Raw genomic sequence first — 20,416 nt, forward strand, 5'->3', positions numbered from 1 at the left:
GTGCCCAGGAACCCACGGAACCAGATCTACCCCGGCTACGAGGACCTGCCCGCCGCCGGGCGCGGCGGGGTCCTCGTCCGGCTCTGGCGGGCACGTGCGGAACTGCTGCTGGCGGCCGTGCTGGGGTTGTTCGCGCTGCTCCTGCTGCGGGCCGCGGACGCCGGCCACCTGTTGCCGTTCGCCCTGGTGACCAGCGCGATCTCGGTCCCGGCGGCGGTCACCAGGACCGGCCGCGGCTGGATCGCCGCCCACTGCTGGTGCGTGGTCTCCCGGCACCGCCTGCAGCGGGTCTGCCTGGAGACCACCATGCACACGAGAGCCGGGCGCATCCCGCTGATCCTGTGGATCACGCCGACCGCCACCGGGGAGAAGGCGCTGGTGCTGACGAGGGCCGGCATCTGCGCCGAGGAGTTCGACGCCTACAGCGAGGAGATCGCCGCGGCCTGCTGGGCGCGGGGCGTGAACGTCTACCGGCACCGCACGCGGGCGCAGTTCGTCGTCGTGGAGATCGTCCGCAGGGACGAGGCTCCCGGCACGTTGCCGCCGGGGCTCGACCGGCTGTTCGGCCGGCGCGCCTGGATCTCGCTCCGGCCCGACCTGAAGGAGCCGCCTGATCTGCGCAGCCCGATGAAGGCGGTGCGGATCGGCTAGAAGCCTGGGGATGAATGGGGCCTTCCCCAGGGGTCAAGCCTCGGAGACCGCGGGGGCTCCGGGGCTTCCCCATGCGCGCGACACGGGCCAAGATGAGTTCATCTTACGAACTCAGGAGTCGTGATGACGTCGACCGTCCACCGGACCTGTCCCCTGTGCGAGGCCGTCTGCGGCCTGACGCTCACCCTCGACGAGGGCGGGCACGTGACCAGCGTCCGCGGCGACAAGGACGATCCGTTCAGCAAGGGCTTCATCTGCCCGAAGGGGGCCAGCCTCGGCCGGCTCGACGAGGACCCCGACCGGCTGCGCAAGCCGCTCGTCCGCGAGGGCGAGCTGTGGCGCGAGGTCGGCTGGGACGAGGCGTTCGCCGCCGTACGGGCGGGCCTCGACCAGGTGGGCGACCGCGGCTCGGTCGCCGTCTACCTCGGCAACCCCACCGCGCACACCATGGCGGGCGCGCTCTACGCCGGGCCGCTGATCAGGGCGCTCGGCACCCGTAACGTCTTCTCCGCCAGCACCGCCGACCAGATGCCGAAGCACGTGGCGAGCGGCCTGATGTTCGGCTCCCCCATGGCCGTCCCGGTGCCCGACCTGGACCGCACCGACCACCTGCTGATGCTCGGCGCGAACCCGCTGGAGTCCAACGGCTCGCTGTGCACCGCACCCGACTTCCCCGGCCGGCTGAAGGCGCTGCGCGGGCGCGGCGGCCGGCTGGTGGTCGTGGACCCGCGCCGCACCCGCACCGCAGCGCTCGCCGACGAGCACGTGTTCATCCGGCCGGGTACGGACGCGTACCTGCTGTTCGGCATGGCCCACACGCTGTTCGCCGAGGACCTGGTCACGCTCGGCCGCGAGGTCAACGGCCTGGACGAGGTGCGCGAGGCGGCCAAGCACTTCCCGCCCGAGGCCGTCGCCCGGCGCACCGGCGTGCCCGCCGCGGTGATCCAGCGGCTGGCCAGGGAGCTGGCCGCGGCGCGCACGGCCGCCGTGTACGCCAGGATCGGCACCTGCACGGCCGAGTTCGGCACGCTGGCCCAGTGGCTCGTGGACGTGCTCAACGCGCTCACCGGCAACCTCGACCGGCCGGGCGGGGCGATGTTCGCCAAGCCGGCCACCGAGTCCGGCGGGCGGCGGCGGCCGTACGCGACGGGCCGCTGGCGGAGCCGGGTGCGCGGCCTGCCGGAGGCCAACGGCGAGCTGCCGGTGGCCACGCTGGCCGACGAGATCGAGACGCCGGGCGAGGGCCGGATCCGGTTCCTGCTCACGGTGGCGGGCAACCCCGTGCTGTCGGCGCCCCACGGGGCTCGGCTGGACGCGGCCTTCGAGCGGCTCGACTTCATGGTGAGCGTGGACCCGTACCTCAACGAGACCACCCGGCACGCGAACGTCATCCTGCCGCCGCCGCGCGTGCTGCAGTCCGGGCACTACGACTTCGCGCTGCTCGGCTTCGCGGTACGCAACTACGCCCGCTACTCCCCTCCCCTGCTGCCGATGGACGATCGGCCGTCCGAGTCCCAGATCCTGGCCAGGCTGGCGATGATCGCCTCCGGCATGGACGGCCCCGGCGGCGACCTCGACGCGTTCGTGATCGACGAGACGCTGCGCAAGGCCACGCAGACGCCGGGCTCCGGCGTCGAGGGCCGGGACGTCGCCGAGCTGCGCGCCGCGCTGGACGGCCGCGACGGCGGCGAGCGGCGGCTCGACCTCATGCTCAGGCTCGGCCCGTACGGCGAGTGGTCGGGCAAGGGCGACCTGTCGCTGCGCAAGCTCCTCGACCACCCGCACGGCCTGGACCTGGGCCCGCTGGAGCCCCGGCTGGACGAGGTGCTGCGGACCGCCTCCGGCCTGGTCGAGCTGGCGCCGCCGCAGCTCCTGGAGGACGTCGAGCGGCTGCGCGCGAAGCTGGAGGAGGAGGCGCCGGAGATGGTCCTCATCGGCCGGCGCCATCTGCGCTCCAACAACAGCTGGCTGCACAACGTGGGCCCGCTGGTCGGCGGCAGCAACGCCTGCACGCTGCAGATCAACCCGGCGGACGTGGCGCGGCTCGGGCTCGCCGGCGAGGCGGTGGTGCGCTCGGCGAAGGGGCAGCTCACGGTGCCGCTGGAGCCGACGGACACGATCATGCCGGGCGTGGTCAGCCTGCCGCACGGCTGGGGTCACGCGGGCAGCGCGCAGCGCGTGGCGGCCGCGCACGCGGGCGTGAGCGTCAACGATCTCACCGACGAGAGCGCGGTGGACGCCCCAAGTGGTAACGCAGTGTTCAACGGAGTTCCGGTCACGATTTCACCAACCGGGGTGATCACCGCACATTAGGGTGCTGCGCGTGACTATCGCGCCAGAAGAGGACCGTCGCCTGAACGCCCAGATCGCTTTCGCCGTCGAGATCGACAAGTTGAAGCGGATCATCCGCCGCAACCATCTGATCGACGGCTCCCGCCGGGAGAACACCGCCGAGCACTCCTGGTACGTGGGCACGCTGGCGATGGTCCTCGGCGAGCATGCCCCACCGGGGACGGACCTCCAGCGGGTGGTGGCCATGCTGCTGGTGCACGACCTGGTGGAGATCGACGCCGGAGACACGTTCATCTACGACCCGGTCGAGGTGGCCGCTCAGGTGGACGTCGAGCGGGCGGCCGCCGAGCGCATCTTCGGCCTGCTGCCCGCCGAGCAGGGGGCGGAGCTGCGGGCGCTGTGGGACGAGTTCGAGGAGCGCGAGACGCCGGAGGCGCGCTTCGCCAAGGCGCTCGACCGTTTCGCCCCGATCCTGGCCAACCATCACACCGAGGGCGGCACCTGGCCGCTGTTCAAGGTGCGGGCCTCGCAGGTACGGGAGAAGGTGCGCGTGATCGAGGAGGGCTCACCCACGCTCGGCCGGTACGCCCTGGAGCTGGTCGAGCTCTCCGTGGCCAGGGGACACCTCGCCGAGTGACCCCCGTATGCCTGGGGTAGGGGACCTGTCGTGAAAGAGACAGTACGCGCCAAACGTCGGCAATTGAGGGGATTCGCCGGTCCGGTCGCTCTGGCCGATCGGCTTGAGAAGTCGAAGGCCCTGGACCGGCCCATCCGTGTGCTGGCCAAGAACGTACGCCGCCGTGTCAAACAAGGCTGGCTACGCGACCTGCTGCACGGCGTGCCCATCGGCGAGCCGCTGCACCCGTCGATGGCCTCGGTCACGCTGGGCTGCTGGACGTCGGCGGCCCTGCTGGACGCGGCCGGCGGCGATCAGCGGGCGGCGCGGCTGTTGCTGGCCACCGGCATCGCCGGCGCGCTGCCGACGGCGGCGGCCGGGCTGACCGACTGGTCCTCGCTCCACCTTGAGCAGCAGCGGGTGGGCTTCGTCCACATGGCGGGGAACCTGACCGCGCTCGGGCTGTTCTCCGCCTCCTTGATGCTGCGGCTGAAAGGGCACGAGCGGCCGGGCAAGATGTTGTCCTTCGCCGGGCTCGGCGTCGGCATGCTGAGCGCCTATCTGGGCGGTCACCTGGCCTACCGCCAGGCCGCGGGGCCCAACCACGCCCCACAGGTGGCCCACCTGGTGCCGCTGGGATGGCACGACCTGTGCCCGCTCAAGGACCTTCCCGACGGCCGGCCCGTCGCGCGGCGGCTCGGCTACATCCAGTTGTTCGTGCTGCGCAGGGGCGAGGCCGTCACCGTGCTCGCCGACCACTGCCCGCACCTGGCCGGGCCGCTCCACCAGGGGCGGCTGGTCATGGAGGACGGCGAGGCGTGCGTGGTGTGCCCGTGGCACGGCAGCACGTTCCGGCTCGGCGACGGCTCGGTGCGGCACGGACCGGCCACCGCGCCCGCGCCGATGTTCGAGACGCGGATCCGGCGGGACGGCACCATCCAGGTGCGGCCCATGACCTGACGCGAGGTTGACCTGAAGTTAGCTTGAGGTCCTACGGTCGGGGTCATGGGCAAGATCCTGGTGACCGGCGCGACCGGAAATGTCGGCAAGCATGTGGTTTCCCAGCTCGCGGAGGCGGGACTGGACGTGCGGGCGCTCGCCCGCGACCCCGGACGCGCCGCGCTGTCCGTCGGGACCGGGCCCGTCGGGATCGGGCCCGTCGGGATCGGGCCCGTCGGGATCGGGCCCGTCGGGATCGGGCCCGTCGAGATCGTACGCGGCGACCTGACCGCGCCGGAGAGCCTGGAGCCGGCGCTGCGCGACGTGGAGAGCGTCTTCCTCCTCTGGCCGAGCTTCACCGCCGACGGCGCGGACGAGACGATCACGGCGATCGCCGGGCACGCCCGCCGCGTGGTGCTCCTGTCCGCCACCGGGGCCGACCAACCCGGAAACCACTACCACGAGGTGGAGCGGCTGGTCCGGCGCTCCGGGCTCGGCTGGACGTTCCTGCGTCCCAGCGGCTTCGCGGTCAACACCCTCGGCTGGGCGGACCAGGTGCGGCAGGGCGTGGTGCGCTGGCCGTACGGGCGGGCGGCGCGCTCGCTGATCCACGAGAAGGACATCGCGGCGGTGGCGGCGCACGTGCTGACCTCGGCGGGGCACAACGGGGCCGCGTACGTGCTGACCGGCCCCGAGCGGCTGACCCAGGCCGAGCAGGTCAGGGTGATCGGCGAGGTGGTCGGGCGCGAGGTGCGCTGGGAGGAGCAGTCGCCCGAGCAGGCCCGCGAGCTGCTGACCGCGCTCTGGGGCGTCCCCGAGTTCGTGGAGAGCGCGCTGCGCACCTGGGAGAGCTTCGTGACCGGCCCCGAGGTGGTCACGGACACGGTGGAGCGGCTGCTCGGCCGGCCCGCGCTGACGTTCCGCCAGTGGGCCGCCGACCACGCGGCCGACTTCAGCTAGGCGCCTTCAGCCAGGCGCCTTCGGCTAGGCGTCGTCCGGCCGCTCGTCCCGCTCGTTCGCCGGGTGCTCGACCAGGGCGAGGACGCGGCTGGACATGAACCTGGCCGTGCGTACGGGGGTGCCGCCGCGGGTGACCTCGCTCACCTCGACGAGCCCCCGGCGCGTGGCGATCTCGACCCGCCGGCCGGCGCGGGTGGCGCTGATCTCGTACGTGCGGGGAGAGCCGCCCGCGTCGATGACGATCTCAACCCGGTCACCCTTCATGTCCGGGATATACCCATTTCTCGCTATCCGTACACCAGTACGATAATCGCCGTGACCCCCACGGCGACGATGACGCCGCGCAGCACCGGAGCCGGGATCCGCCGCCCCACCCGGGCCCCCACGAAACCGCCGACGATCGCGCCCAGCGCCACGCCGAGCACCGCCTGCCAGTCCACCTTCGCGATCATCACGAACAGCACCGCCGCCACCCCGTTGACGATCAGCGCGAGCACGTTCTTGGCGGCGTTGACCCGCTGCAGGCCGTCGTCGAGGAAACTGCCGAGCAGGCCGATGAGCAGCACGCCCTGGGCCGCGCCGAAATAGCCGCCGTAGACGCCGGCGGCCAGCACGGCCAGCCAGAGCACCGGGCCGCCGTGCGGATGCGCGTGCTCGCGCCGCTCGGCCAGCAGGGCGTTGAGCCGGGGCTGGATCACGACCAGCACGCAGGCCAGCGCGATCAGCGCCACCACCACGATCTCGAACACGCTGCGATCGAGGAACAGCAGCAGGATCCCGCCGATCAGCGCCCCCAGCGCCGAGGCGAAGCCGAGCCTGAGCAGCCGGTCGCGCTGCCCGCTCAGCTCGGCGCGGTAGCCGTAGGCGCCGGTGAACGAGCCCGGCACCAGGCCGATGGTGTTGGAGACGTTGGCCGTCACGGGGTCGACGCCCATCGCCACCAGCGTCGGGAACGTGATCAGCGAACCGGAGCCGACGACCGCGTTGATGGCGCCCGCCACCACGCCGGCCGCGCCGACCGCGACCAGTTCCCACCCCGTCACGAGCGCTCCTTACGTGTCTGGGCTCTTGGGGGGCGTGAACAGGCCGCCAAGGCTCTCCAGGACCTTTCCCATCTCCGACGGGACGATCCAGATCTTATTTGCCTCGCCTTTGGCGATCTCCGGCAGGGTCTGGAGGTACTGGTAGGCGAGCAGGTGCTGGTCCGGCCTGCCGTCGTGGATCGCGCGGAAGACCATGCCGATCGCGTCCGCCTGGCCCTTGGCCCGCATCGCCTGCGCCTCGGCCTCGGCCTGCGCGCGCAGCACGGCCGCCTCCGCCTCGCCGCGCGCCCGCAGCACCGCCGCCTGCTTCTCCCCCTCGGCCTGCAGGATCGCCGCCTGCCGCTGGCCCTCGGCGGTCAGCACCGCGGCCCGCTTGTCGCGGTCGGCGCGCATCTGCTTCTCCATCGAGTCCTGGATGGAGGCGGGCGGGTCGATGGCCTTCAGCTCGACCCGGTTGACCCGGATGCCCCATTTGCCGGTGGCCTCGTCGAGGACGCCGCGCAGGGCCGTGTTGATGTCCTCGCGGGAGGTCAGCGTGCGTTCGAGGTCCATGCCGCCGACCACGTTGCGGAGGGTGGTGACGGTCAGCTGCTCGACGCCGGTGAGGAAGTTGGCGATCTCGTACGTGGCCGCCTTCGGGTTCGTGACCTGGAAGTAGATCACGGTGTCGATGGAGACCACGAGGTTGTCGGAGGTGATGACCGGCTGCGGCGGGAACGACACCACCTGCTCGCGCAGGTCGATCAGGTCCTTGATGCGGTCGATGAACGGCACCACCAGGTTGAGCCCCGGCCGCAGCGTCCGGTGGTAGCGGCCCAGGCGTTCCACGATGGCCGCCGTGGCCTGGGGGATGATGCGGACGGTGCGGACCACCCCGAAGATCACCGCGAGGACCACGACGAGGACGACGACGAGCTGCTCGACGGACATGGCGACGCTCCGGAGTCGGGGGAACCGGCTGCGGAGATCCTATTTCGTTTTTTATCGCCATAAATGGCGATCCGGGCTAGTACGCGCAGCTCTCAGTACGCCCGCGCGTACCAGCGGCCCTCCGCGCTGCGATCCAGCGTCAGCGGCACCCCGAACGTCTGCGACAGGTTGTCGGCCATCATCACGTCCTCCAGCGCCCCCTGGGCCACCACCGAGCCGTGCCGCAGCAGCAGCCCGTGGGTGAACCCGATCGGCACCTCCTCCACGTGGTGCGTCACCAGGACCAGCGTCGGCGAGCGGTAGTCGCCGGCCAGCGTCGACAGCCGGCGCACCAGGTCCTCGCGCCCGCCCAGGTCGAGCCCGGCGGCCGGCTCGTCGAGCAGCAGCAGCTCCGGGTCGGGCATGAGGGCGCGGGCGATCTGCACCCGCTTGCGCTCGCCCTCCGACAGCGTGCCGAACCTGCGCCTGATCAGGTGGGCCGCGCCCATCATGTCGATCAGCTCGACGGCCCGGGTCACGTCGTTGGAGTCGTACTCCTCCGTGTAGCGGCCCATGATCCCGTACGACGCCGTCAGGACGAGGTCGATGACCTTCTCCTCCGGCGGGATCCGCTCGGCGAGCGCCGCGCTCGCCAGGCCGATGCGCGGGCGCAGCTCGAACACGTCGGTCTGCCCCAGCCGCTCCCCGAGCACCTCGATCACGCCCTCGCTCGGATAGAGCAACGTGGACGCCACCTGCAGCAACGTCGTCTTCCCCGCGCCGTTGGCACCGATGACGACCCAGCGTTCGTCCGCGTTGACCTCCCAGTCGATGCCGCGCAGCAGGGCCGCTCCGTCCCGCCTGACGGCGACGTCCTGGAGCCGCAGCACCTGACCACCCATCCCCGTTACCTCCTTCGGGAGTCACCCTGGGGACAAACCTATTGCAGGGCGAGCGCATATCGTGGATCGGTGCGCCCTGAATCACCTGTCTGTCCGTCCCTGGTCGCCTGGGGCAACGCGTGGCTCGCCGGTCACGTGGGCCTCGACGAGGCGGCCGACCACGTGGAAGCCGCCGGTGGGCCCGCCGTCGCGGGCGAGGTGCCGCTGCGCGCCTACCTCGCGAACCTGCGTGCGAGCGGTCTGCGGGAGCTGCGTCTCGCACTGCCCGCGCCCGGCGACCCGCTCGGGCTGTCGGGGCCGCCGTCGTTCAACGCGGCCGCGGTCGACGCGGGCCAGGCCGCCATCGCCGTGCTCGACGACCGCAACCTCGGCCTGGTGCCCGCGCCCGACCGGCGCGGTTCGTCCTACGACGGCGTGCGGTTCGGCGTGCACGAGTCCGGCCCGGTCCGGCACGACCTGCCGTCGCTGGCTGAGGCCGAGCGGGAGTTGTCCGACGCCATGCGCGCGGCCACCGACGCGCTGTCGTCGGCCGAAGGACCCGCCCAGGGCCGGCCCGAGCTGGGCCGGCACGGCGGCGAGCTGGCCCCCGGCTATCCCGCCCGTGCCCACCGCGTCAGCACCCTCGCCACCCGGCTGGCCGCCGTGCTCCGCCTGGCCGACGAGCGCGGGCTCACCGCCGGCCAGGTCGCCCGGCGCGGGAGCGCGCTGCGCGAGCTCGACCGGGCGGTGCGCCGCGCCCTGGTGGCCGCGCACCACGCCATCTTCGAGCCGCTCCGCAGCCCCTAGTCCCGGTCCAGGTGGTGGCGGACGGCATACAGCGCGGCCTGGGTGCGGTCCTGGACGCCCAGCTTCATGAGCACGTTCGACACGTGCGTCTTGACCGTCTTCTCCGCCACCGTGAGCGCCCTGGCGATCTCCTTGTTGGACCGGCCGGCCGCGATGAGCCGCAGCACCTCGCGCTCACGGTCGGTCAGCGGCACCGGCGCGTCTGGCCCCGCGGGCGACGCCTCCCCGGACAGCATCGCCTCGGCGGCCTCGGGGGCGAGCAGCACCTGGCCGCCGTGCACCGTACGGACCGCCTGGACGAGGGCGTCCGGAGCGACGTCCTTGTAGAGGAAGCCGGCCGCGCCGGCCCGCATGGCCGGCCCCACGTCGCCGGGGTCGCTCACGGACGTCAGCACCACCACGCGGGTCGGCCCGCCCGTCAGCCGCTCCAGCGCGCCGAGGCCGTCCAGCACCGGCATCCTGAGGTCAAGCAGCAGCACGTCGGGGGCGAGCCGCCCGACCAGCTCGACGGCCTGCGCGCCGTCGCCCGCCTCGCCGACGACCGTGATGTCGTCCTGGAGGTCCAGGAACGTCCGCAGCCCCTGCCGCACCACCGGATGATCGTCGGCGATCAGCACCCGGATCACCCGCTCACCTCCACGCGCACCGTCGTTCCCCGTCCCGGAGCCGACTCGACCGTCAGCACGCCGCCGACGGCCTCGGCCCTGTCCCTCATGGAAACCAGCCCGAGTCCGCGTGATTCCCCGGGCTCGAAACCGGCGCCGTCGTCGCGCACGGTCAGCGCCAGCGTGCCGCCCTCGTAGGCCAGGCGGACGGCGATCTCGCCCGCTTCCGAGTGCCGCAGCGCGTTGTGCAGCGCCTCCTGGGCCACCCGCAGCACCGCCACCTCGGCCTCCGGCCGCAGCGGCGGCAGCTCGGCGCAGGCGAACGACACCGCCGGCGGATGCAGCCGGTCCAGCAGCCGTACGTGCTTGCGCAGCGTCTCGGCCAGCCCGTGCCGGTCGAGCTCGGCCGGGCGCAGCTCCACGATGACCGCGCGCAGCTCGGCCAGGGCCTCCCCGGCCAGGCGCTGGACGTTCGCGAGCTCCGCCGCCGCCCGGTCGGGGGCCTTCTCCAGCAGCGTGCCGGCCGCCTGGGCGCTCAGCCGCAGCGAGAACAGCTTCTGCGTGACCGCGTCGTGCAGCTCCCTCGCCATGCGGTTGCGCTCCTCCAGCATGGCGAGCTCGCGGCCGCTCTCGTAGAGGCGGGCGTTGGCCAGCGCGATGGCCGCGTGCGCGGCGAACAGCGTCAGCAGCTCCTGGTCGGCCTGCGTGAACTCCGCGCCCGGCGTGCGCTTGTTGGCGAGGAAGATGATGCCGAGCACCTCGTCGCCGTCGCGGATGGGGACGCCGAGGAAGTCCTTCATGATCGGGTGCGCCTTCGGCCACCACTCGAACCTCGGGTCCTCGCGCAGGTCGGGCAGCCGTACGGGGGCGCCCTCGCGCAGCATCGCCCCCAGCATGCCGTGCTGGCGGGGCAGCGGCCCGATCGCGTCCCACTGCTTGTCGGTCAGGCCCTCGGCGACGAACTCGGCGAACGAGCCGTCGTCGTCGGGCACCCCGAGGGCGGCGTAACGGGCGTCGAGCAGGCGCTGCGCCGAGCGCACGATCACCTGCAGCACCTCGCGCACGGACAGGTGCCGGGTGACGGCGAGCACGGCGGAGCTCACCGCGTGCAGGATCTCGTCTCGTTCGGACGTCACGCCCTCCACTCTAGGGACCGCCCGCGCTCCAGCCCGCGGCCGTCAGGCGCATGCCGTGGGCGGGTCAGTCTCCGAAAGCCGCCTGATGGGCGGCGGCGCAGGTGGGCGAGAGGTCGACCGGCACCACGACGCTGCCGGTGATCGTGGTCTGCGGTGCGAACGGGATCGCCCGCACCCGGGTGGAGCGGATCTCCGCGACCTGGTCGCCCGGCAGCACGGTCCAGCTACGCGGATTGAGGCCGACTTCGACGATCGTGTCCTGGACCGTCCCGGCGAGGCGGTCGGCCCGAGTCTCGATCCCGGCCTTCCTCATCGCGGCTGTCAAAGCCTCCGGCAGGAACAGGCCGTGGTCCCGCGACGGGATCCGCAGTTCGCCGACGCCGAGATCGGCCACATCGACTGTCGGGCGACCGGCGGCGAGGTGCCGCACGGACACGATCGCGAACAGCTGCTCCGTCCACGTCGGCAGCACCCTCAGCCCGGGTGCCGAACGCACCCCCCGGGCCAGTGCCAGATCGATCTCCCCCCGTCGCACGCCGTCCAGCCGAGCCGTCAGCGGGAGGTCGACCAGCTCGACGTCGACGCCGAGCGCCGAAGGGTGCTCGCGCAGCGCATCGACGCCTCGCTCCAGGCGGGCGCTGAACCCGGCGGCCGTACCGATGCGCATGGTGCCCGCCGGCGCACCGGCGGCGGCCTGGACCCGCTCCACGGCCGCGAGCGCCTCACGCGCCGCGGCGAGCACCCGGTGCCCCGCGGCAGTGAGCCGGACCCGGCGCGGCGAACGGTCCAGCAGCCGGACTCCCAGCTCCCGTTCCAGTTGGGCGATCCGCCTGCTGACCGCGGGCTGGGCGATGTGCAACCGCTCGGCGGCTCGCCCGAAGTGCAGTTCGTCGGCCACCGCGACGAAGTAGCGCAGTGCGCGCAGTTCCACCGAGCCGCCCCCTGTTCTGCGACGATGCCTCCAGGTTATCGAGCGCGTCGGAACTGGTCCTGGTTCCCGGTGAGGCGTGATGCTGGGATCGGATCATGAATATCGACCTGGGTCTGCTCGGCGCCCACCTACGCGAGCATGAGGTGAGCCCGGAGAGCGCGGTGGAGGTGGAGCGGGCCGGATATGGAACGCTTTGGCTGGACGCATCGCCACCGGCCGACCTCGCCTTCGCGGAGAAGCTCCTCGATGCGACCACCCGGCTGGTGGTCGGCACGAGCGTGATCAACGTGTGGACCGCCGACGCCGAGATCGTCGCCGCCTCCTATCACCGAATCGCCGCCAGGCATCCGAACCGGTTCATTCTCGGCGTCGGGGTCGGGCACCGCGAGGTCCACGCGGAGTGGGCGTCGCCCTATGACACCCTGGCGTCCTACCTGCGTCGGCTGGCGCTGGCCGGCGTCCCGTCCGAACGGGTGGTGCTGGCCGCCCTCGGTCCGAGAATGACGCGGCTGGCCCGCGACCGCACCGCGGGCGCCATCCCCTGCATGGTCACGCCCGAGCACACCCGGCGGGCCAGGGAGGTCCTGGGTGCGGGCAAGCTGCTCCTTCCCGGCCACTTCGCGCTCGCGGAGCCCGACGCCGAGCGGGCCCGCGCCGTCGCCCGGGCCGCGCCTCCCGGGCAGGCGTTGCAGGTCACCAACTACGCGAGCAACCTCCGGCGGCTGGGCTTCACCGACGAGGACCTCTCCGGCACCGGCAGCGACCGCGTCATCGACGCGCTGCTCGCCTACGGCGACCCGGCTGACCTCGCGCGCGGCCTGACCGCGCACCTCGATGCCGGCGCGGACCAGGTCGGCGTCTACCCTCTAGGCGACGATCCCATCGCCACCCTCCGAGCGGTCGGCGACGCCGTGCCGGCGCGCATACGACCGACCGGGTCTTCACGCACTCCGAGCAGGTCCTAGGACGAAGTGCCCAGGCCGGGCCGGACCTCGGCCCGATGTCCGCGGGCCGCCGCGTTCCTAGCGTCGGAGGCATGACGGACACCTCATCCAACACCTCATCCACCCGGAACCGCACCGCTCTCGTCACGGGGGCCTCGCGCGGGCTCGGCCTCGCCCTCGCCCGCGCCCTGACCGGCGCGGGCTGGAACCTCGTGCTCACCGCCCGCGGCGCGGCCGACCTGGAACGGGCCGCCGCCGAGCTGGGGGCCACCGCGATCCCCGGCGACGTGGCCGACCCCGCGCACGTACGGCGGCTGGCCGACGCCGCCCCCACGCTGGACCTCCTGGTCAACAACGCCAGCGACCTCGGGCCGACGCCGCTGCCCAGGCTCGCGGACTACCCGCTGGAGGCGTTCGGCGCGCTGCTGGCCACGAACGTGACCGCGCCGCTCGCCCTCGTCCAGGCCACGCTCCCTGCGCTGCGGGCGGCGCGCGGCGCGATCGTGAACGTGACCTCCGACGCCGCCACCGGCGCCTACGAGGGCTGGGGCGGCTACGGGGCGAGCAAGGCCGCACTGGAGCAGCTGTCCAACGTGCTGGCCGCCGAGGAGCCGGACGTACGGGTGTGGTGGGTCGATCCCGGCGAGATGAACACCCGCATGCTCGCCGACGCCGTCGGCGCCGAGGAGGCGGCAGGGGCCACGGACCCGGCCAAGGTCGCGGCCGCGCTGTACGACCTCGTCTCCGCCCGCCCGGCCGGCGGCAGGGTGAGCCTGCAATGACCGCCCGGGCCCTCGACTTCGAGCTGCCGCCCGGACTGTCGGCCCAGGAGCCTCCCGAGGTGCGCGGCCGGTCCCGTGACGACGTGCGCCTGCTGGTCTCGCGCGGCGAGCGGGCCCCCGAGCACCGCCGCTTCCGCGACCTGCCCGACCTGCTCGGCCCCGGCGACCTCATCGTGGTCAACAACTCCGCGACCCTGCCCGCCGCCGTCCGGCTGGACCGGCTGGCGGTGCACTTCTCGACCGCCTGCGAGGACGGCACGTGGCTGGTCGAGCTGCGGCGGCGTACCGGCCGGGCGAGCGAGCCCTACGCCGGGGGCGAGCCCGGCGAGTGGCTGCCGCTGCCCGGCCGGGCCACGCTGCGGCTGATCGGACGGGAGACGCCCCGGCTGTGGCGGGCCGAGCTGGACCGGGACGTGGAGGCGTACCTGCGGGCGTACGGGGTGCCGATCCGCTACTCGTACGTGGTGGGCGAGTGGCCGATCGAGACGTACCAGACCGTGTTCGCGACCGTGCCGGGCAGCGCGGAGATGCCGAGCGCGGCGCGGCCGTTCACCGAGGCCCTGGTGACGGCGCTGGTGGCGCGCGGGGTCGGGATCGCGCCGATCACCCTGCACACCGGCGTGGCCTCGCCGGAGAAGGACGAGCCGCCCTACGCGGAGCGGTACGAGGTGCCGGCCGCGACCGCGCGGCTGGTCGAGCTGGCCCGCGAGAGCGGCGGCCAGGTGGTCGCGGCGGGGACGACCGTCGTACGGGCCCTGGAGAGCGCCGTGGGCGCGGACGGCCGGGTGCGCGCTGCCTCGGGCTGGACCCGGCACCTGGTGACCCCCGAGCAGGGCGTACGGGCGGTGACCGGGCTGCTCACCGGGCTGCACGAGCCCCGTTCCAGCCACCTGCTCATGCTGACGGCCGTCGCCGGCGAGAAGGCGTTGGCCCGGGCGTACGAGGAGGCGTTGCGGGAGGGGTATCTGTGGCATGAGTTCGGCGACACGCACCTGATACTGAAGTAACCGGCTTTACATAAATTTTAATAACTGATATACACAGCGGGCATTTACGGGGGGCTTGTTGTATTACACGGCCCCGAGTCCAATTCCCTTACCCGGAGAGGTAATGCACAAGTCCCTTACCAAGGGCATGCTGGCGACGCTCGCGGCCGGTGCTCTGCTCGTTCCCGCTGTTCCCGCTTCTGCGGCTGTTTCTGCCACCGCCTCCACCGCCGCCACCAGCGCGGTGACCACGAAGGCGGCCAAGCCCTACTCCTCCTTCGCCGTGAAGGTGACGGCCACCAAGAAGGCCAAGGCCGGCGGCTACATCAAGTACAAGATCTCCGCGGTCAACGTGGGCCCGCACTTCGCCTCCGCCGAGGCCTGGTACGTCGGCGGCGCGTTCCCCAAGGGCGTCGACCCCAGGGACATCCGCTACTCGACCAGCGGCAAGAAGATGGAGTGCATCCTCCTGACCGCCCGCGGCTTCTTCTGCTTTGCGAATAAGGACATTGCGGTCGGAAGTTCCTTCTCCGTTACTTTCTACGCAAAGACCAAGAAGAACACTCGCGGTACGCAGAAGGCAACTCTCGGCGTCATCTCCTACAACCTCGACCAGGGTATGGAGGACATGGACCTCCGCGAGCTCGACCGGCTCGGGGTGCCCGGTTACCTGTTCGCCAAGTCCGTGAAGACCACGGTCGTGCGTTAACAGCCGACGTCGGCATGCGCCCGCGTCCGAATGGCGAGCCTGCTGCGCGAGCATCGGACCGGGCGCAGTACCGTGGCTGGATGTGGACCAGCGCACCCTCCTGATCACCCTGACCGGCCCCGACCGGCCCGGCGTCACCTCGCGCCTCTTCTCCGTCCTGTCCGGCTTCCCGGTGACCGTCGCCGACATCGAGCAGGTCGTCATCCGCGGCCGGCTCACGCTCGGCGTGCTCGTCGCCTACGCGGGCGGACCGTCCACCGGCACGGGCACGACGCTCGGCGCCCTGTGGACCGCCGTCGAGCGGGTGGCCGAGGACCTCGGCATGGAGGTCGAGCTCTCCACCGGCTCCCAGGCCAAGGAGCAGCGCCGCCGCGGCCGGCTCTCCGTCAGCGTGCTCGGCGAGACGCTGCAGCCCGCCGCGATCGCCGGCATCGCCGGCCGCATCGCCGCCGCAGGCGCCAACATCGACCGCATCGAGCGCCTCGCCCAGTGGCCCGTCACCTGCATCGAGCTGTCCGTCTCCGGCGCCAACCCCGCCGCGCTCCGCGTCGAGCTGGCCGCCGAGGCCGCCGCCCAGGAGGTGGACGTCGCCGTGCAGCGCACGGGCCTGTCCCGCCGGGCCAAGCGGCTCATCGTCATGGACGTCGACTCCACCCTCATCCAGGGCGAGGTCATCGAGCTGCTCGCGGCCCACGCCGGCTGCCTCGACGAGGTCGCCCGGGTCACCGAGGAGGCCATGCGCGGCGAGCTGGACTTCGCCGAGTCCCTGCGCAGGCGGGTGGCGCTGCTGGAAGGGCTGCCCGAGGAGGTGTTCGCCCAGGTGCGCAAGGAGGTCGTGCTGACGCCGGGCGCCCGCACCCTCGTCCGCACGCTCAAGCGGCTCGACTACCGCTTCGCCATCGTCAGCGGCGGCTTCACCCAGATCACCGACGCGCTGGTCGATGAGCTGGGCATCGACTACTCCGCGGCGAACGTCCTCGAAGTCGTGGACGGCCGGCTGACCGGCCGCGTCGTCGGCGACATCGTCGACCGGCCCGGCAAGGCGCGGGCACTCGAACGCTTCGCGGCCGCCGCCGGCCTGCCCATCTCCCAGACCGTGGCCATCGGCGACGGCGCCAACGACCTCGACATGATCGCGGTGGCCGGGCTCGGCATCGCGTTCAACGCCAAGCCCGTCGTGCGGCAGGCCGCCGACACCGCGGTCAACACGCCCTACCTCGACTCGATCCTCTACCTGCTCGGCATCTCGCGCGACGAGGTGGAGGCCGCCGACGCCGAGGACGGCGTCCTCACGCCCCGCTAGAACTCACGCCCCTCTAGAACTCACGCCCCGCTAGGACTCACGCCCCGCTAGGAGCCTTCGCTTCCCGACTGGGGGTCCCAGAGGGCGACCAGGCGGCCCTCCCCCAGGTGGAGGTCCGCCCACGGCGCGCCGACCTCGATCACCGCGAACGCTCCCGGGCGGAAGCCGTAGTCGCCGCCCGCCAGCCCCAGCGCCAGCTCGTGGACGCCCGGGTTGTGGCCGCACAGCACCACCGTGCCGAGGCCGGGGTCGGCGCGGCGCAGCACGTCCAGCAGCTCCTCGGGGTACGCCTCGTAGATCTCACGCTCGTAGCTGATCTCCAGCTCGGGGAAGGCCAGCTCGGCGGTGCGCCTGGTCCGGACCGCCGGGGAGCAGAACACCGCCTCCGGCGTCAGCCCGGCCCCCCTGATCTCGTCGCCCGCCCGCGCGGCGTCCCGCTCCCCACGGCCGGTCAGCGGCCGCTCCCGGTCCGCCAGGCCCGGCACGTGGGCGGCCTTGGCGTGCCTCAGCACGATTAACGTCCGCACCGGATCACCCTGTCCTCGAGGCCCAGACGGACAGCCCGATCAGTACGGCCAGAATGAGGATCATGGCCAGCAGGATGTAGCCGAGGGTTTTGGCGCCGTTCGGCTGCTTGTCGCTCTCCACGCGGACAGTGTCCCATCGAGCACCCGGGGTGCCGCGACCACCTGCCCCACCGCTCACCCATCCCGCCTCCCGTTCCCCCTCGGCACCCCCTTCCCCCGCCCGCTCCCGCAAACTCCGGGGACAGCGGAACGCCCGCTTCCCCGGCCAGGGGAAGCGGGCGTCCGCGGAAGTCGGGCGGCCGGCCGTCGTCAGGACGCGACCGGCTCCTCCTCCCGGTGGTTGTCGTTGTCGCTGGCCGGCTCGGACGTCACCGAGCGGCGCTTGGAGACCACGATGGCCGCCACCACCACGGCCACCGCCACCACCGTGATGCCGATCCTCAGCACCGGGTTGCCCGCGTACAACACCACCGCGGGCGCCACCAGCAGCGCCACCAGGTTCATCACCTTGATCAGCGGGTTGATGGCAGGGCCGGCGGTGTCCTTGAACGGGTCGCCGACGGTGTCGCCGATGACGGTCGCGGCGTGCGCCTCGGAGCCCTTGCCGCCGTGGTGCCCGTCCTCGACGAGCTTCTTGGCGTTGTCCCAGGCGCCGCCGGAGTTGGCCAGGAACACCGCCATCAGCGTGCCGCAGGCGATCGCGCCCGCGAGGAACGCGCCCAGCGGCGCGTACCCGAGTGCGAAGCCGACGGCGATCGGCGTCATGACCGCGAGCAGGCCGGGCGTGGCCAGCTCGCGCAGCGAGTCGCGGGTGCAGATGTCCACGACGCGGCCGTACTCGGGCTTCTGGGTGCCGTCCATGATGCCCGGGTTGTTGCGGAACTGGTCGCGCACCTCGAAGACCACCCGCATCGCGGCCCGTCCGACGGCCATGATCGCCAGGCCGGAGAACAGGAACACCACCGCCGCGCCGATGATCAGGCCGACCAGGACGTTGGGGTTGTCGATGCTGAGGTTGAAGTTCTGGAAGATGCCGAGCGCGTCCTTGATCGCCGTGTCGGCCTGCGCGAGCTCGCCCTCCACGGCCGTGCGGAAGGCGCCGAACAGCGCGGTGGCCGCTAGGACGGCCGTGGCGATCGCGATGCCCTTGGTGATGGCCTTGGTGGTGTTGCCGACCGCGTCGAGGCTGGTCAGCACGCGGGCGCCCTCGCCCTCGACGTCGCCCGACATCTCGGCGATGCCCTGGGCGTTGTCGGAGACCGGGCCGAAGGTGTCCATGGAGACGATGACGCCGACCGTGGTCAGCAGGCCGGTGCCGGCCAGGGCCACCGCGAACAGCGCGAGCGTCACGTTCCCGAAGCCCAGCAGGAACGCGCCGTAGACCGCGCCGCCGATGATCAGGGCCGAGTAGACGGCCGACTCCAGGCCGACGCTGATGCCGGCCAGGATGACGGTGGCGGGGCCGGTGCGCGAGCTCTCGCCGATCTCCCGTACGGGGCGGCGCGTGGTCTCGGTGAAGTAGCCGGTCAGCAGCTGGATGGCGCTGGCCAGCACCAGGCCGATGAGGACCGCGCCGATCGCGATGAGCCGCGGGTCGGCGTCGGACTCCACACGCGAGCCGGTCAGGCCGGAGAAGCTGGCCGGCAGGTACCAGAACGCGGCGGCGGTCACCAGCACCGCCGAGATGGCGGCGGAGATGAAGAAGCTGCGGTTGATGGCCGCCATGCCGTTGCGGTCGCGGTCGCGCATGCCGGTGACGAAGATGCCGATGATCGCCGTGATCACGCCGATCATGGGCACGATCAGCGGGAAGACGAGCCCTTCCTCGCCGAACGCCGCCCGGCCCAGGATGAGGCTGGCGACCAGCATGACCGCGTACGACTCGAACAGGTCGGCCGCCATGCCGGCGCAGTCGCCGACGTTGTCGCCCACGTTGTCGGCGATGGTGGCGGCGTTGCGCGGGTCGTCCTCGGGGATGCCCTGCTCGACCTTGCCCACCAGGTCGGCGCCGACGTCGGCGGCCTTGGTGAAGATGCCGCCGCCGACTCGCATGAACATCGCCAGCAGCGCCGCGCCGAAGCCGAACCCTTCGAGCACGCCCGGGGCGTCACCCTGGTAGAGGAGCACGACCACGGCCGCGCCCAGCAGGCCGAGGCCCACGGTGAACATGCCGGCCACGCCGCCGGTCCGGAACGCGATGCGCATGGCGCGCTTCTCGCCCGCCTCGTTGGCCGCGGCGGCGACGCGCACGTTCCCGCGCACGGCCAGCCACATGCCCATGAACCCGGTCAGCGCGGAGAAGACCGCCCCGACCACGAAGAAGATCGACCGCCCGATCCGGACGTCGGTCTCCCCTGGTAGCAGGAGCAACAGGAACGGGATCACGACGACGAAGATCGCCAACGTGCGGAACTGCCGCGCGAGATAGGCGGCGGCGCCTTCCTGTACGGCACGGGCGATGTTCTGCATGCGTTCGGTGCCTTGGCCCGCGCCCAGCACCTCGCGCACTAGACCACCTGCCACGGCCAGCGCGATCAACGCGACCGCGGCGACCACGACCACGATGGTGAGATTGTTTCCGCTCAGGGCCAGATTTGACGCTGGCTCCGCTGCCAGCATGTGCCTGCTCATCGTTCTCCTCGGCAAGACCGGTCGTCCTGCCCGGGCGGTGCTGCGCCCCCTCCTCGGCGGGTGTTGCGGCACCATCCGGGTTGTGGGTGCCGCTTCCGGTTGAATCCGCGTTCCGCCGGATCACCTTGGCCGGTGCCGGGAGTCTACGCAGGCAGTGAACGGATATGAAGGCTCCGAAGGTCACTAAATATCCGCGAGTCCAGTAAGAGCCGGTCAGCAGCCCGGTTTGCAGCCTGACAAGCGAAATTTCCTTGGGGTTAAGGTCATGACAAGGAAACGATATGGGATGACCGGAACCAACCTCCGTCGAACGCTTGCCCTAGGGAGCTGCGGCTCGCAGGCTCCTGGCATCAGGGCCACGAGGTGGGCAGTTCGCACCGCCACGCGCGTCAACGGGGGGTTGCACAAAGGCAAACAGATCGTCCCACGACTGGACGGTAAGCACGCCTTTACCGAATTCTTAATGATCATTTGGAGGGGGCGCACATAACCGGGGTTCCGCCCTGAAGGCCGCATTGGCGATCGCACACTGCGGGCATCTGTCTCGAACAGGGCGTTTGCCCCAATCGGCTGCACTCATGTGCGGGCTGGGCCGACGCCCTACGGATGGGCCAGACCACCCACGGACGGGTCAGACGACCTACGGACAGGCAGACGGCCCACGGACCGATCACCCACTCCGCACCCGCTCTCGCGCCCGCACCCGCGCCGCTGCGCAGCGGGGCTGACGCTCCACGGATGGGGCGGACGCCCCACGGAGCGAC

At 72.1% G+C, this 20,416-nt stretch carries 20 protein-coding genes; 11 read left to right on the top strand and 9 right to left on the bottom strand.

Annotation, left to right across the window (positions count from 1 at the left end; translation table 11 throughout):
- From SMD20_RS28655 to SMD20_RS28675, 5 genes are all read left to right on the top strand, one after another.
- Complete coding sequence (locus tag SMD20_RS28655; protein WP_329587026.1) at positions 1 to 651, top strand: hypothetical protein; 651 nt, start codon at positions 1 to 3, stop codon at positions 649 to 651.
- Positions 652 to 774: 123 nt separating this feature from the next.
- A complete protein-coding gene (locus SMD20_RS28660; protein ID WP_329587028.1) occupies positions 775 to 2,964 on the top strand; it encodes a molybdopterin-dependent oxidoreductase in 2,190 nt (729 codons plus the stop codon).
- 1 nt (position 2,965) lies between these two features.
- Complete coding sequence (locus tag SMD20_RS28665) at positions 2,966 to 3,580, top strand: HD domain-containing protein (protein ID WP_329587031.1); 615 nt, start codon at positions 2,966 to 2,968, stop codon at positions 3,578 to 3,580.
- Between the two features lie 63 nt (positions 3,581 to 3,643).
- Positions 3,644 to 4,519 (top strand): Rieske 2Fe-2S domain-containing protein, encoded by an 876-nt coding sequence (locus tag SMD20_RS28670; RefSeq protein WP_329587034.1) that lies wholly within the window; start codon positions 3,644 to 3,646, stop codon positions 4,517 to 4,519.
- A 45-nt stretch (positions 4,520 to 4,564) separates the two neighbouring features.
- Positions 4,565 to 5,458 carry an NAD(P)H-binding protein gene (locus tag SMD20_RS28675; protein ID WP_329587037.1) on the top strand — a complete coding sequence of 298 codons (894 nt, stop codon included), beginning with the start codon at positions 4,565 to 4,567 and terminating at the stop codon, positions 5,456 to 5,458.
- A gap of 24 nt (positions 5,459 to 5,482) precedes the next feature.
- Here SMD20_RS28675 and SMD20_RS28680 read toward each other — a convergent pair whose 3' ends face one another.
- From SMD20_RS28680 to SMD20_RS28695, 4 genes are all read right to left on the bottom strand, one after another.
- A complete protein-coding gene (locus SMD20_RS28680) occupies positions 5,483 to 5,722 on the bottom strand; it encodes a hypothetical protein (protein ID WP_329587039.1) in 240 nt (79 codons plus the stop codon).
- A 23-nt stretch (positions 5,723 to 5,745) separates the two neighbouring features.
- The gene (locus tag SMD20_RS28685) at positions 5,746 to 6,501 is read right to left on the bottom strand and encodes a sulfite exporter TauE/SafE family protein (RefSeq protein WP_329587041.1); all 756 of its coding nucleotides are present in this window, start codon (positions 6,499 to 6,501) and stop codon (positions 5,746 to 5,748) included.
- A gap of 9 nt (positions 6,502 to 6,510) precedes the next feature.
- Positions 6,511 to 7,431, bottom strand: coding sequence for an SPFH domain-containing protein (locus SMD20_RS28690; protein WP_329587045.1), 921 nt, complete (start codon positions 7,429 to 7,431; stop codon positions 6,511 to 6,513).
- A 92-nt stretch (positions 7,432 to 7,523) separates the two neighbouring features.
- The gene (locus SMD20_RS28695) at positions 7,524 to 8,312 is read right to left on the bottom strand and encodes an ABC transporter ATP-binding protein (protein WP_329587047.1); all 789 of its coding nucleotides are present in this window, start codon (positions 8,310 to 8,312) and stop codon (positions 7,524 to 7,526) included.
- A 69-nt stretch (positions 8,313 to 8,381) separates the two neighbouring features.
- Between SMD20_RS28695 and SMD20_RS28700 the strand changes: the two genes are divergently transcribed.
- On the top strand, positions 8,382 to 9,098 hold the full coding sequence (locus tag SMD20_RS28700; RefSeq protein WP_329587049.1) for a hypothetical protein: 717 nt from the start codon (positions 8,382 to 8,384) through the stop codon (positions 9,096 to 9,098).
- Here the strand turns inward: SMD20_RS28700 and SMD20_RS28705 are convergent.
- The 3 genes from SMD20_RS28705 to SMD20_RS28715 all read right to left on the bottom strand — a co-directional run bounded on the left by SMD20_RS28705 (position 9,095) and on the right by SMD20_RS28715 (position 11,770).
- Positions 9,095 to 9,724, bottom strand: coding sequence for a response regulator transcription factor (locus SMD20_RS28705; protein ID WP_329587050.1), 630 nt, complete (start codon positions 9,722 to 9,724; stop codon positions 9,095 to 9,097). The genes SMD20_RS28700 and SMD20_RS28705 overlap by 4 nt on opposite strands.
- Positions 9,721 to 10,839: a GAF domain-containing sensor histidine kinase gene (locus SMD20_RS28710; RefSeq protein WP_329587053.1), complete on the bottom strand. Its 1,119-nt coding sequence runs from the start codon at positions 10,837 to 10,839 to the stop codon at positions 9,721 to 9,723. Before SMD20_RS28710 ends, SMD20_RS28705 begins: the two co-directional genes overlap by 4 nt.
- A gap of 64 nt (positions 10,840 to 10,903) precedes the next feature.
- The gene (locus SMD20_RS28715; protein WP_329587056.1) at positions 10,904 to 11,770 is read right to left on the bottom strand and encodes a LysR family transcriptional regulator; all 867 of its coding nucleotides are present in this window, start codon (positions 11,768 to 11,770) and stop codon (positions 10,904 to 10,906) included.
- 95 nt (positions 11,771 to 11,865) lie between these two features.
- Between SMD20_RS28715 and SMD20_RS28720 the strand changes: the two genes are divergently transcribed.
- The 5 genes from SMD20_RS28720 (at position 11,866) to serB (ending at position 16,494) form a co-directional block, all read left to right on the top strand.
- Entirely contained in the window at positions 11,866 to 12,735 is an 870-nt protein-coding gene (locus tag SMD20_RS28720; protein WP_329587059.1) for a TIGR03620 family F420-dependent LLM class oxidoreductase, read from the top strand.
- Positions 12,736 to 12,806: 71 nt separating this feature from the next.
- On the top strand, positions 12,807 to 13,496 hold the full coding sequence (locus SMD20_RS28725; protein ID WP_329587061.1) for an SDR family NAD(P)-dependent oxidoreductase: 690 nt from the start codon (positions 12,807 to 12,809) through the stop codon (positions 13,494 to 13,496).
- On the top strand, positions 13,493 to 14,503 hold the full coding sequence (locus tag SMD20_RS28730) for an S-adenosylmethionine:tRNA ribosyltransferase-isomerase (protein ID WP_329587064.1): 1,011 nt from the start codon (positions 13,493 to 13,495) through the stop codon (positions 14,501 to 14,503). Before SMD20_RS28725 ends, SMD20_RS28730 begins: the two co-directional genes overlap by 4 nt.
- Before the next feature lie 127 nt (positions 14,504 to 14,630).
- Positions 14,631 to 15,191: a hypothetical protein gene (locus tag SMD20_RS28735; RefSeq protein WP_329587066.1), complete on the top strand. Its 561-nt coding sequence runs from the start codon at positions 14,631 to 14,633 to the stop codon at positions 15,189 to 15,191.
- Between the two features lie 82 nt (positions 15,192 to 15,273).
- Positions 15,274 to 16,494, top strand: a complete 1,221-nt coding sequence (gene serB / locus SMD20_RS28740; protein WP_329587069.1) for a phosphoserine phosphatase SerB — start codon at positions 15,274 to 15,276, stop codon at positions 16,492 to 16,494.
- Between the two features lie 47 nt (positions 16,495 to 16,541).
- Here the strand turns inward: serB and SMD20_RS28745 are convergent, their stop codons facing one another.
- On the bottom strand, positions 16,542 to 17,021 hold the full coding sequence (locus tag SMD20_RS28745) for a SixA phosphatase family protein (protein ID WP_329587072.1): 480 nt from the start codon (positions 17,019 to 17,021) through the stop codon (positions 16,542 to 16,544).
- Positions 17,022 to 17,330: 309 nt separating this feature from the next.
- On the bottom strand, positions 17,331 to 19,652 hold the full coding sequence (locus SMD20_RS28750; protein WP_329587075.1) for a sodium-translocating pyrophosphatase: 2,322 nt from the start codon (positions 19,650 to 19,652) through the stop codon (positions 17,331 to 17,333).
- Positions 19,653 to 20,416 lie beyond the last annotated feature (764 nt).

The organism is Nonomuraea sp. LP-02 (assembly GCF_036289125.1).
GTDB lineage: Bacteria > Actinomycetota > Actinomycetes > Streptosporangiales > Streptosporangiaceae > Nonomuraea > Nonomuraea bangladeshensis.